The organism is Amycolatopsis sp. NPDC104863 (genome assembly GCF_055582965.1).
This window is the reverse complement of the sequence record NZ_JBVJOW010000001.1, coordinates 1,824,633-1,836,844: the sequence shown is the minus strand read 5'-3', so window position 1 is coordinate 1,836,844 and position 12,212 is coordinate 1,824,633. Positions and strand designations below refer to the sequence as shown.

Here is a 12,212-nt window from a genome sequence, read left to right as displayed (position 1 = left end):
GGTATCCGGGCAGCGCACCGGCCCCGGGAGGCACGACCGTGGACAAGCTCATGGACTTCGGCAAGGACACCGAATACCACTTCGCCCGCGGGTTGCGGGCCTACCTCGGGCGGGTCGCGAAGGCCGCCGGAGTCGGCTTCGAGTCGTGTTCGCTCGACCTCGGTGTGCCCAGCTCCGGCTACGTGGCCCTCGACCGCGCGCGGCCGGACCACGATCACGATCTCGCGCTGGTCTGGCACGAGGTGCACGGCTGGGCGGCGGTCGTCGAGCCCGCGGGCGGGGAAACGGCCGAGGTGCTCGGGTACCTCGGCGGCGACGTGGTGCCTCCCGCGGACGCGGTCGTCCGGTTCCTCGACGGGCTGCGCTCCGCCACCCCGCCGGCCGGGCCGGTCCGCCCGCCGGTGCTGCGGACGGCGGGCGACCACGAAGAGCTCGTCGGCCGGCTGCCGGTGACCGGGCCCGAAGGCCTGCTGCGGCCGAGTTCCCCGGGCTTCTGAGCGGCGTCCACACCGGAGGAAGGAACCCCGCGGAGCGCCTAAGATGGGTCGGCAGCCGCCGTCCAGCGAGGGATCCCCGTGAGCAGCCCCGACGAACCCCGTCCCGTCCGCGTCCTCCTCGTCGAGGACCACGACATGGTGGCGGAGGCGCTGCAGCAGGCGCTCGACCGCGCCGACGGGATCACCGTGGTCGGCCGCGCCCGGTCGCGGGCCGAAGCCGTCCTCGACACGCGTGCGCACGAGCCGGACGTCGTGGTGCTCGACCGGCGGCTCTCCGACGGCGACGCCCTCGGTGTCATCGCGGAGCTCGGCTCGGGCGGCGCGCGGGTGCTGGTGCTGACCGGCGACGCGACCGCGGCGATCGCCGTGCAGGTGGCGAAGGCGGGCGGGGCCGGGCTCCTGCTCAAGTCGTCGCAGCTCGGTGTGCTGGAGTCCGCGGTGCGGGACGTGGCCGCCGGCGGGGTGGTCTTCGACCCGGAGCTGCTGCCCGGGGTCTTCGACCAGCTCACCGGACGTGCGCCCGGCGCGGGGCTGACGGTGCGCGAGCGGGAGACCCTCGACCTGCTCGCCGAAGGCGCCACCACCGACGAAATCGGCCGGCGGCTCGGCGTCTCCCGCAACACCACGCGCAACCACGTCCAGCGGGTGCTGGAGAAGCTCGGCGCGCGGTCGAAGCTCGAAGCGGTGGCCGTCGCCCGCCGGGAGGGCCTCATCGGCTGATGCAGGTGCACCAGTGGTCCCGCGCTGCCTGCATCTCGCGCGGGGCACCGCGCCGGGGCACGCTTGAGGCCGTGGAAAGCCCGGCCCCGCTCGTCGCGGAGTGCACCCTCACCGACCTGGCCGGCGGACTCGCCGAAGCGCGCCGGTTCGCCCGGCTCACCCTGCTCGCCTGGGCGGACAGCACCGTCGTCGACGACGTGCTGCTGGTCGTCACCGAGCTCGCGACCAACGCGCTGCGCCACGGCAGCGGAGTACCCGTCCTGAAGATCAGCGTGGCCGCCGAGCGGATCCGCGTCGAGGTGTTCGACGACGACCCGGCGCCGCCGGTGCGCCGGCCCGCCGGACCCGACGGCGGCTGGGGCCTGACCCTCGTCGAGCGGGTGTCCCTGGCCTGGGGGTCCGAGCGCCACGGCCGGGGAAAGGTGGTCTGGTGTGCGCTGCCCGCCACGTCCGCCGAGCTCGCGGGCTGAGCCCCGCCCGTCACGGCGTGCTCCGCGCCCGCGCATCCGGCACAGTTGCGGCATGGACGACGCGCTCCGGCCGGCACAGGGGCTCTTCCTGCTCGACCCGGACGGGCGGGTCACGAGCTGGAGCGCGGGGGCCGAGCGCGTCGCGGGCTACCCGGCCGAGGAGATCGTCGGACGGCACGTCTCAGTGTTGTACCCGCCGGAGGACGCGGCTTCCGCGCAAGAGCTGGAGATCGCGGCCGAGCGGGGTCAGTCGAGCGGCGAGGGCTGGCGGGTGCGCAAGGACGGCTCCCGCTTCCGGGCCGACGTCGTGACAACGGCGTTGCTCGACGAATACGGGCAGGTGCGGGGATTCGGCCAGGTTGTCGGTGATCCGGCGGACGACCGCGAGGAGCCGTTCCGCCGGCTGGTGCACAGCGTGCAGGACTACGCGATCTTCCTGCTCGACACCGGTGGCCGGATCGCGAGCTGGAACGCCGGGGCGGAGCGGATCAAAGGCTATTCGGCCGGCGAGATCATCGGGCAGCACTTTTCGGTGTTCTACCCGCCCGAAGACATTGCAGCGGGGAAACCGGCGCGGGAGCTGGAGACCGCGATCGAGCAGGGCCGGCTGGAGGACGAGGGCTGGCGGGTGCGCCGGGACGGCAGCCGGTTCTGGGCCAACGTCGTGATCACCGCGCTGGTCGACGACGACGGGAGCCTGCGCGGCTTCGGCAAGGTCACCCGGGACATGTCCGAGCGCCGCGCGGCCGAGCTGGCCCTGCGGGACAGCGAAGAACGGTTCCGCCTGCTGGTGCAGAGCGTGCAGGACTACGGGATCTTCATGCTCGACCCCGCCGGGCGGATCTCGAGCTGGAACACCGGCGCCGAGCGGATCAAGGGTTACGCGGCCCACGAGATCATCGGGCAGCACTTCTCGGTGTTCTACCCGCCCGAAGACGTCGCCGCGGGGAAACCCGCGCGGGAGCTGGAGATCGCGACCGAGGAGGGCCGGCTGGAGGACGAGGGCTGGCGGGTGCGCAAGGACGGCAGCCGGTTCTGGGCCAACGTCGTGATCACCGCCCTCTTCGACGCGAACCGCCGGCTGCAGGGCTTCGGGAAGGTCACCCGCGACATGACCGAGCGCCGCAACGCCGAGCAGGCCCTGCGCGAGCGCCGCCGGCTCGTCGGCCACCTCGTGGACGCCCAGGAGGTCGAGCGGCGCCGGATCGCCTGGGACGTCCACGACGAGTCGATCCAGTCCATGGTGGCCGTCGGGATGCGGCTGCAGCTGCTGGCCGGGCGGCTGCCGGAGCCGCACGCGAGCGCCGTCAGCGGGCTCGACGACGCCGTGCAGGCCGCCATCGGCAGGCTGCGCGGCCTGGTGTCCCGATTGCGCCCGCCGGAGCTCGACCAGCGCGGCCTGGTGGAAGCCGTGGCCGGGTACGTCGACGAGGTCGCGGGCCGGTGGGGGCTCGCGCACACGGTGCACGACGACCTCACCGCCGAGCCGTCCCCGGCGGCGGCGATCACCGTGTACCGGATCTGCCAGGAGGCGCTGAGCAACGTCCACAAGCACGCCCGGGCCACCCGAGTGGACCTCACGCTGTCCACAGTGGACAACGGGACGCTCGTGCGGATCACCGACGACGGGGTCGGCACCCCGGGCGACGACGTCGGCTCGGGCCACTTCGGGCTGGTCGAGATGCACGAACGGGCCGAGGCCGCGCACGGCTGGCTGTCGGTCGCCGGCACCCCGGGCGACGGCACGGTGGTCGAGTTCTGGCTGCCGATGCTGCCCGACGTGACGGGGCTCGAACCGTGACCGCGCTGCGCGTGCTGATCTCCGACGACGACGTGATGATCCGCGACGTCCTCAAGGAGGTCCTCGACGAGGAGCCGGACATCGCGGTGGTCGCGGTCGCCCGCGACGCCGACGAGGCGATCCGGCTCGCCGAGCGCCACCGGCCGGCGGTCGCGGTCCTCGACGTCCGGATGCCGGGCGGGGGCGGCGCGCGGGCCGCGCGCGAGATCGCACGGTGCAGCCCCGGCACCGCCATCCTGGCCTTCTCCGCCTACGCGGACCGGGCCTCGATGGCCGGGCTCGCCGCGGCCGGCGTCACCGAGTACCTGGTGAAGGGCTCGCCGAACACGGTGATCGTCGAAGCCGTCCGGCGGCTGGGCCGCGGCACGCCTTCGTGATCCGGGGTCAGCCGACCGGCCGGGGGTTCATCACGCCGTAGAAGTCCATCGGCAGCAACGTGAAGAGCCGCAGCACCGCCCGGGACCGTCCCGGGTCGACGGTGAGGCGGGCGCCCGCGGCGTCGGCGAGCAGCTGCGCCCGCAGCAGCGAGTTCAGCCCGGCGACGGAGAAGAACGTGACGCCGTCGAGGTGGATGGCGACCTCTTCGACCTGGCTGCGGATCCGGGACTGGAGGACTTCGTCGAGCCGGCGCGCGGTGGAGAGGTCGATTTCGCCGGCCACCTCGACCACGACCGTGTGGCGGGAGGGGCGGACGACCCGCAGGGACATGTCGCCGTGGGCGTTGACCCAGGCGCCGGTGAGATCGTGGTCGGCCGGGCGGGGTTCGGGAACCATCGCGGCACACCCTTTCGTCGGGTAGCGGCGGCTGACGGTTCAACCAGGACCTCCAGCATAGTGCATCTGCACTAGGTGGACCAGCGCGGCAAATTCGGTGGACAGCCGCGCCGTGACCCGGTGTGATCGGCCGCGACCACACCGACGTGAGGGGTGCCTTGGCCACCGGAGACCTGTCGTCCGACGAAGCGACCATCACGACGCCGGTGGTCCGGCGCCTGGTGGCGACGCAGTTCCCGCGGTGGGCCGGGCTGCCGGTCGAGCCCGCGCCGACGCAGGGCGTGGACAACGCGACGTTCCGCCTGGGACCGGACCTGGCGGTGCGGCTGCCGCGGTACGGGCGCTGGGCCGGGCAGGTCGCGCGCGAGCAGGAATGGCTGCCGAAGCTGGCGCCCGGGCTGCCGCTGCCGGTCCCGGTGCCGCTGGCCGAAGGCGAACCGGGGGAGGGCTACCCGTTCCCATGGTCGGTGCTGCGCTGGCTGCCCGGCGAGTCGCTCGACCCGGACGGCGTGGCCGACCCGGCCGAGGAGCTGGCGGAGTTCTTCGCCGCGTTGCGCCGGGCGGACACCACCGGCGGCCCGCCACCCCAGTGGAGCAACGGCTTTCGCGGCGTCCCGACGACCGACGAACGCGACTCGGCGATCGCCCCGGCCCGGCTCGCCCCGCGGATCGAAGCGCTGGCGGGCCTGATCGACATCCCGGCGGTGGCGGCGGTGTGGGAGGCGGCGCGCGCGGCCCCGCCGTGGGACGGCCCACCGGTCTGGATCCACGGCGACCCGGCCCCGGCGAACCTCCTGTCCCGCGACGGCCGGATAAGCGCGGTCATCGACTTCGGCACGATGGCGGTCGGCGACCCGGCGTGCGACCTGATCGTGGCGTGGTCGGTGCTGTCGGCGGCCGGGCGTCGGCGGTTCCGCGCGGCGCTGGACATCGACGACGCCACCTGGGCGCGGGGGCGGGCGTGGGGGCTGACGGCGGTGCTGCCGACGCGGGCGGAGCTGACGGGTCCGGACCCGGCTGGGGCCCGGCGGCGGCTGGATGAGCTGGTGGCGGATCACCAGGCCTCGGATCGGTAGGGGAAACCGGCCGCCGTGCCAGGGTGGGCTGATGGCTGGGCTGCCGACGCGGGCCGAGCTGCCGGGCCCTGACCCGGCCCGGCTTCTGATCCGGTTCGGGCTCGGCGGCGGCTGGATGAGCTGGTGGCGGATCACCAGGCCTCGGGTCAGTAGGAGGAAACTGGCCGCCGTGCCAGGGTGGGCTGATGGCTGGGCTGCCGATGCGGGCCGAGCTGCCGGGCCCGGACCCGGCCCGGGTTCTGATCCGGTTCGGGCTCGGCGGCGGCTGGATGAGCTGGTCGCCGACCATCAGCCGTCGTGTCAGCAGAGGCACTCCACCGGCCGCCATGCCAAGGTGGGCCCATGGGTACCACCGTCGTCAACCTGAAGGGCCACCGCGACGACCCGGACTACGCCGACGTCGTCTACGTCGGGCGGGCGATGCACCGCGGCGGCTGGCACCTCGCCGGCTCGAAGCTCGCCAGCCCGTTCCGGCCCGGGAAAGACGGCACCCGCGAGGAAGTCCTCGCCCAGTACCGTGAGCACCTCCTCGCCCGGCCGGACCTGCTCGCGCTCCTGCCGGAGCTGCGCGGCAAGCGGCTCGGCTGCTGGTGTGTCCCCCTGCTGTGCCACGCCCAGGTGATCGCCGACGTCGCGGATCACGGGCCGTAACGAAACGCACCCCCTCTGCGAGTAACCTGGCGACACGAGGGGGTGATCGACGGTGCCCGCGCGACGACATGCCGGCTTCGACCAAGCCGAACTGCCGAAGGCTCACCGGATCAGGTGGTGGTTCGCGGCGGTGACGGCCGGGCTCGTCGCCGTCAGCTTCGCCGTGGTGCCCTATCTGCCGTTCTTCCAGAGCTGGACGTTCGTCCGCGACCCGAAGGTCGCGAGCATCATCACCTGGACCGTGCTGCAGACGTCCGTCGTGGTCGTCTCCGCCGTCCTCACCCTGTACTTCGTCGGCAAGGCCCGGCTCGAAGCCGCCGCCTTCCGCGCCAACCAGATCGACATCCGGCTCTTCGTCGACGAACGCGCGCCGGACAGCCACGACCGCGAGATCGACTCCGCCGTCGAGCTGACCGCCACCTTCAAGCGGTTCCTCAACGACTCCCGCCTCTACACACCGACGCCGGTCCCGGGCGTCGGCAGCTCGTACGACTTCATCCAGATCGTCGAGCACGCCGGCGACGCCGCCGACGGCTGGTGGAAGGCCGCCACCAAGCTGATCCGGCTCGCGCAGCCGCCCGCCGCGTTCACCGTCACCGGCACGGTCCGGCCGGGCAACACCGCGGGCCGCTACCAGCTGATCCTCGAGCTCGTGCGCGTCCCGCGGTTCGCGGCCAGCCCGCTGGTGATCGAGGACGAGAACTGGCCGCGGGTGCTGCACCGGGCCGCGAACGCCGTCGCCGCGCTGGTCATCCCGCGCAGCGCCTACGTGCGCACGAACATCCACTGGGCCGCCTGGCGCGACGCGAAGATCCCCTACGAGCTCTTCGACGCCTACCAGCGCGCCAACCACTTCGTCACCTACCGCCGCTACGACGAAGCCCTCGCCGAGTACTACCGCGCGGTCAGCCTCGACCCGTCGAACGTCTACATCAGACTCGAGATCGCGGCGCTGCAGGAGCAGCTCGACCTGCATCTCGACGCGCTCGCCACCTACGACGACGTGATCACCGTCTGCAGCCGGGGAAAGCCGGCCCTCGCCCGCTGGTGGATCGGCCCCGACTTCGCGCGGCAGCCGCGTCACGCCGGCCGCGGCCGGGACGTCGCGCTGCTGATCGCCCGGTACCGGCACGCCCTCGTGCTCGGCCACGGCGACTCCGTGGCCGGCTCGTGGTGGGTGCGGCGCACGACCGCGAGCGCGCCCGACGACGCACGGGCGCTGCGCCGCGCCGAACTACGGGCGGCGCTGGAACTGCGGTTCCGCCGGTACGTCGAGCTCGATGTCCGGACACGGCCGTACCCGATCCCGCGGGAGAAGCGGCTCGAGCTGCACCGCCGGGTGCTGCGGGTGCCGGCGCGCGAACTGGTCGTCCAGGAGGCGACGCCGGAGCAGCTGGCCGAGTACAACCAGCGGGCCGCGGAGATGCGGTCGTACCTCGGCGCGCTTTCGCAGTACGAGATCGAGCGGCTCCTCGAGGACTACCGCCGGTTCGGCCGGCGCTGGACCCGCAGCTGGCAGCAGCTGACGAACCGCGCGCTCGAGCTGTCTCTGATCTGGACGGTGGTGCGGCGCGCGATGGCCGACGTCGAGCCGATGTCCGGCGCCGTCCCCGAACCCCGCCCGGCCTACCCCCGCAGCCGCGTGAAGCTGGCCGACGTCTGCCCGGACCGGCGGTGGCCGCCGGACCCGCAGAGGCTCGACGACACGGTCGAGGCCGCGGGCGGACGCAAGTCGTGGGAAGAGTGCTACAACGCGGCGAGCGTCTACGCCGTCGCCATGCTCGAAGTCGGTCCCCGCGGGGAACGGGATCTGCGCGACCGGGCCCGCAACCCGCGTCTCACCGGCGAAGCGCGGGACGAAGTGGCGCGCCGCGCGATCCGCGAGCTCTACCACGCCGCGACGATCAGCCACAGCGGACGGCTGCCCGAGCGCCGCTCGTGGGTGATGGGGGAGGACCCCGACCTCGCCGCGCTGCGCGGGCACGAGCTGTTCCGCGTCTTCGAGATGGTCACCTTCTCCCCGGACCGGGCCGCCCCGCTGCGGCCGCAGCGCGCCCACGTCTGGGAGCAGGTCAGCTACGTGCGGCACCTCGTCGGCGAGATCGCCGCGTGCCGGGCGCACTTCTGGCGGGTCCGCATCCTCGATCCCGGGCCGCGGCCGGACGGCCGGACGCTCGACCGCTGGCGCTCGGCCGACCGTGACGCCTGGCGGAAGCTTTCCCGGCTGGCCACCGGGAAACAGGACTGGTACACCCGCTACCAGGCGATCTGCGCGTTCCGCGAGTGGTCGGCCGACTCGGGGTACCCGGGTTCGATCAGCGGGTTCCCGCTCTACAGCGAGGACCGGCTGCACGCCCAGCTGCGCGGCGCGGCCGGCTCGCGCGGCAAGACCGGCCTCGACGCCAACGTCGTCGTCCGCGAGTACGTGCGGCTCTGCGACCAGCGGCTCGACCAGCTGGTGACCGACATCGCGGAGTTCGAGGGCGCGCTGGTGACGGAGGAGGAGTTCACCGCCCGCGCGGAGCTGTGGGCCGCACTCTGCTCGTGGTTCGACGACGACATCGCCGACGGCTCGTCGGCCGGCGAACGCCGTGAACGGTTCCGGAAGCTCGCCCGCGCCTAGGCCGGCCGCGTGTAGCGGTGCTTGACGCCGACCGGGAAGTACTCGGGATCCCCGGCGGGCCGCAGGACGACGTCGGGCAGCTGCCGCTCCGGTGGGACGTAGTGCGCGAACTCGCTGTTGAGCCGGCACAGCTGCGCGCGCACCGACTCCGCGATCCGCGCGGCGTCGGCGGTCGCGCCCGGCGCCGTCTCGACGGTGATGCGCAGCCGCCGGTCGCGGTCGGCGTCCTCGACCGCCTCGATGACGAACTTCCCGGTCACCACGTCGCTGATGCCGGGCTGCTCCAGGCCGACGGTGACGTTCTCCGGGTAGACGTTCGCGCCGAAGAAGGAGACGGTGAACAGCGACCGGCCGAACACGTACACGAACGGCAGCTCCGGCCCAGGCGGCGGCGTGAAGCCGTGGCGGGCGCAGTAGGCGAGCAGCTCGTCGTGCGGCAGGACCCCGCCGTCGTCGGCGATGTGGTAGCGGATCAGCGGGATGCCGCCGTCGCCGGTGAAGACGAGCGTGCCCTCGTGCACCTCGAAGAAGCGGCTGGCCGGGTCGTACTGCACGAGCGTCGGGAGCCGCGCGTCGCCGAAGACCTCGCGGGCGAGGTCCGGGTGGTCGGCGAAGAACCGGCGGATGCCCGCCGACACCGGCGTTTCAGTGCCGAGCACGCCGGCGTCGGCGGTGCCATAGAGCGAGGCGATGTCGCGGACCGGGTCGGCGATCCCGGCCCGCTGCGCGACGAGGTCCCGCCACTGCTCGCTGAAGACCTCACCGGCGAGCACGAGCTTGACCGAGTACGCGGGCCAGTCGAGGCCTTCGGCGAGCCCGGTGTCGACGACGTCCTTCACGAACGGCGGATAACCCAGCAGCACGACCTGCTCGAAGTGCGGCGCGAGCTCGGGCAGCACCCGCAGGATCTCCGCCTTGTTGTTGCCCGGCGCCACCACGGTGATCGGGCAGCCCTTGGCCGCGAGGTGACGCACGCACGCCGTGGTGAAGAGGCCGCCGACCCAGGTGCCGAGCGGGAAGCAGACGACGGCGAGGGTGCCGCGCTCGCCGGCGTCGAAGGCGTCCACCAGCACCTGTTCGAACCGCCGGGCGACGTGCAGCTCGTCCTCGAGCGAGCGGGGCCAGATCGTCGGGTGCCCACTCGAGCCGGAGGAGACGGCGATCATGTCGAGCCCGGCGAACGTGCCGTCGCGGCACAGTTCGGGCAGCGGGTACTTCCGGTGGTAGCCGGCCTTGTCGACCAGCGGCAGCGTGCGGAAGTCCGCCATCGTTGCGACGTCGGCAGGCGTGATGCCGTGCTCCTGCAGGAACTTCCGGTACGCGGGCACGGTTTCGGCGGTGCGGTGGAAGAGGTCGAGGACGTGGCTTTCCGGCGGGGGCGCGGGCGGGGCGAAGAAGGTGTCGAACGCCTGCCGCACGCGGGTCTGCCGAGCGTGGTCCATGATCGCAGCATAACGGCCGCCGCGTGTCATGATGGGCGGCGTGAGCACCACCGCGGAGCAGCAGCCCGCCGGCGCGCCGTTGACCCTCTACCTGGTCAAACGGCTCGAGCTGGTGGTCAGGGCTCTGCTCGACGACGCGCTGCGGCCGCTCGGGCTGACCACGCTGCAGTACACGGCGCTGACGGTCCTCGAAGCCAGCGGCGCGCTGTCGTCGGCCCAGCTGGCGCGCCGGTCGTTCCTGCGGCCGCAGACCATGCACGAAATGGTGCTGGCGCTGGAAAAGCGCGGACTGATCGCGCGCACCCCCAAGCCGGGCAACAAGCGGGTGCTGCTGGCGGGCCTCACCGAAGCCGGCCGCGGCCTGCTCGCCGACTGCGCGCCGGCGGTGGCGGAGGTGGAGGACGCGTTGCTCGCGGACCTGAGCCCGGGCCAGCGCGCGACGTTCCGCGAAGGCCTCCAGCACGGCATCACGGCGTTGGGCGCGCTGATGCACCACGCTCAGGAACCCTGATCAACCTGGTCGTGGCGACTGGGGTACCGGGCTCCGCCGACTGGAGTCTTTACTCAGGCTTGCTGATGGTCCGGACGAGTGGAAGACGCAGTGGAGCCGTAGCGTGAGTGTGACCGGGGGCGTTGGAGGGTAAGTCCCAGGTCTGCTCTCGCCTCTGGAGGTTCCCCGACGTGACCCGGGCAAGCGACGCGACCACCACCGCGCGTCGGCTGCTGATGCTGGCCGGGGCCGTGGCGGGGTTGTGGTTGCTGTCGTGGCTGGTGTCAGGTCACGCGCAAGCGGCGACGGGGGCTTCGCCGCCGGCCGGAGTTGCGGTGGTGGCGGCTGCGGGTGATGTGGGGAAGCCGGTGGTCGAGACTGCTGCTTCGGCGGTTGGGCCGGTGGGGCGGGTTGTGAAGTCCGGTACGCCTGTGGCTGAGCCGGCAGTGAAGGCCGCGTCTGACGTGGTGAAGCCGGTGGTGCTGGTGGTCGAGACTGCCGCCTCGGCGGTCGAGCCGGTAGCGCGGGTGGCCACCGCGCCTGTAGCGGAGCCGGTTGCGCAGGTTGTGAAGACTGCTGCGCCCGTGGTTGAGCCGGTTGCGCGAGTGGTCGAGAGTGCTGCGCCTGTCGTTGAGCCGGTGGCCCGGGTAGTCAAAGCCGCTGCTCCCGTGGTCGAGCCGGTTGCGCAGGTGGTCAAAGCCGCCGCACCGGTGGTTGAGCCGGTGGCCCGGGTGGTCAAGGCCGCTGCTCCCGTGGTCGAGCCGGTTGCGCAGGTGGTCAAGGCCGCCGCACCGGTGGTCGAGCCCGTAGCGCGAGTGGTCAAGACCGCCGCACCGGTGGTTGAGCCGGTTGCGCGAGTGGTCGAGAGTGCTGCGCCTGTCGTTGAGCCGGTGGCGCGGGTAGTCAAAGCCGCCGCTCCCGTGGTCGAGCCGGTTGCGCGGGTGGTCAAGGCCGCCGCACCGGTGGTCGAGCCGGTGGCGCACCTCGTCGAGCCCATCTCCGCTCCCGTGGTCCAGGCCGCCGCACCCGTGGCGCGCACCGTCGGATCGGTGCTGCAGCCGATCACCGACGTCGCGAAACCCGTCGTCAAGCCGGTCACCGACCTCGTCGCGCCGCTGACCGAAGCGACCGCCCCGATCGTCAAGCCGGTCACCGACCTCGTCGCCCCGGTGACCGAAGTCGTGGCCCCCGCCGGCAACGACGGTGCCCGCCCCGGCACAACCGCCCCGCCCGCCGGGAGCCCCGTCGCCGACCAGCCGCTCGCACCCACCCGCGAGGCGAATCCCCAGCACACACCCCAAGCGACAACCCCGGATTCACCCCAGTCCGCGGAACCCGCCCGCCCCGCCGCGGCCACCAAAGCCCGCACGACCGGACCCAACGCGGCCGAAGCCGGATCCGGAACCCAGGCCCAGCCGCTGCACAAACCGCAGCTGCTCCAGAAAAAGAAGAACCACCCCCAGAACCCGCCGGCCCCGCGAAGCCCCGCTCCCGCCGATGCCACCGTCGGCGGCGGCTCCCCGATCCCGCCCGCCTTCCTGACCGCCGACTTCGCCCCCGACTCCGGCAGGGGCTTCGCGCAGTCGCATGGTGACTTCCACCCGCTCTGGCGAGCGTGCGAACCGGGCACCGGCCCCGGTTAGGTCCCGTCCCGAACCTCCGCTCCGT

General features: G+C 73.0%; 12 protein-coding genes. 10 read left to right on the top strand and 2 right to left on the bottom strand.

The window, feature by feature from the left end:
* The first annotated feature begins 38 nt into the window (after window positions 1-38).
* The 5 genes from ACZ63J_RS08130 (at window position 39) to ACZ63J_RS08110 (ending at window position 3,865) form a co-directional block, all read left to right on the top strand.
* Window positions 39-497 carry a DUF6292 family protein gene (locus ACZ63J_RS08130; protein WP_465398600.1) on the top strand — a complete coding sequence of 153 codons (459 nt, stop codon included), beginning with the start codon at window positions 39-41 and terminating at the stop codon, window positions 495-497.
* A gap of 78 nt (window positions 498-575) precedes the next feature.
* Window positions 576-1,217, top strand: a complete 642-nt coding sequence (locus tag ACZ63J_RS08125; RefSeq protein WP_465398599.1) for a response regulator transcription factor — start codon at window positions 576-578, stop codon at window positions 1,215-1,217.
* A gap of 71 nt (window positions 1,218-1,288) precedes the next feature.
* Entirely contained in the window at window positions 1,289-1,687 is a 399-nt protein-coding gene (locus tag ACZ63J_RS08120) for an ATP-binding protein (RefSeq protein ID WP_465398598.1), read from the top strand.
* A 52-nt stretch (window positions 1,688-1,739) separates the two neighbouring features.
* The gene (locus ACZ63J_RS08115) at window positions 1,740-3,488 is read left to right on the top strand and encodes a PAS domain S-box protein (protein WP_465398597.1); all 1,749 of its coding nucleotides are present in this window, start codon (window positions 1,740-1,742) and stop codon (window positions 3,486-3,488) included.
* Window positions 3,485-3,865 carry a response regulator gene (locus ACZ63J_RS08110; RefSeq protein WP_465398596.1) on the top strand — a complete coding sequence of 127 codons (381 nt, stop codon included), beginning with the start codon at window positions 3,485-3,487 and terminating at the stop codon, window positions 3,863-3,865. The genes ACZ63J_RS08115 and ACZ63J_RS08110 overlap by 4 nt, the downstream gene beginning before the upstream one ends.
* 7 nt (window positions 3,866-3,872) lie before the next feature.
* Here ACZ63J_RS08110 and ACZ63J_RS08105 read toward each other — a convergent pair whose 3' ends face one another.
* Window positions 3,873-4,262 carry an STAS domain-containing protein gene (locus ACZ63J_RS08105; RefSeq protein WP_465398595.1) on the bottom strand — a complete coding sequence of 130 codons (390 nt, stop codon included), beginning with the start codon at window positions 4,260-4,262 and terminating at the stop codon, window positions 3,873-3,875.
* Window positions 4,263-4,420: 158 nt separating this feature from the next.
* Here ACZ63J_RS08105 and ACZ63J_RS08100 point away from each other — a divergent pair, with 158 nt between their 5' ends.
* From ACZ63J_RS08100 to ACZ63J_RS08090, 3 genes are all read left to right on the top strand, one after another.
* On the top strand, window positions 4,421-5,338 hold the full coding sequence (locus ACZ63J_RS08100) for an aminoglycoside phosphotransferase family protein (protein ID WP_465398594.1): 918 nt from the start codon (window positions 4,421-4,423) through the stop codon (window positions 5,336-5,338).
* A gap of 342 nt (window positions 5,339-5,680) precedes the next feature.
* Window positions 5,681-5,989: a DUF4326 domain-containing protein gene (locus tag ACZ63J_RS08095; RefSeq protein WP_465398593.1), complete on the top strand. Its 309-nt coding sequence runs from the start codon at window positions 5,681-5,683 to the stop codon at window positions 5,987-5,989.
* A 52-nt stretch (window positions 5,990-6,041) separates the two neighbouring features.
* Window positions 6,042-8,612 (top strand): tetratricopeptide repeat protein, encoded by a 2,571-nt coding sequence (locus ACZ63J_RS08090; RefSeq protein WP_465398592.1) that lies wholly within the window; start codon window positions 6,042-6,044, stop codon window positions 8,610-8,612.
* Here the strand turns inward: ACZ63J_RS08090 and ACZ63J_RS08085 are convergent.
* Window positions 8,609-10,054, bottom strand: a complete 1,446-nt coding sequence (locus ACZ63J_RS08085) for a phenylacetate--CoA ligase family protein (protein WP_465398591.1) — start codon at window positions 10,052-10,054, stop codon at window positions 8,609-8,611. The genes ACZ63J_RS08090 and ACZ63J_RS08085 overlap by 4 nt on opposite strands.
* A gap of 28 nt (window positions 10,055-10,082) precedes the next feature.
* On the opposite strand from ACZ63J_RS08085, the gene ACZ63J_RS08080 reads away from it, so the two are divergent.
* Both ACZ63J_RS08080 and ACZ63J_RS08075 read left to right on the top strand, forming a co-directional pair.
* Window positions 10,083-10,565, top strand: a complete 483-nt coding sequence (locus ACZ63J_RS08080; protein WP_465336757.1) for a MarR family winged helix-turn-helix transcriptional regulator — start codon at window positions 10,083-10,085, stop codon at window positions 10,563-10,565.
* A 170-nt stretch (window positions 10,566-10,735) separates the two neighbouring features.
* Window positions 10,736-12,187, top strand: a complete 1,452-nt coding sequence (locus ACZ63J_RS08075) for a hypothetical protein (RefSeq protein ID WP_465398590.1) — start codon at window positions 10,736-10,738, stop codon at window positions 12,185-12,187.
* The last annotated feature ends 25 nt before the right edge of the window (window positions 12,188-12,212 follow it).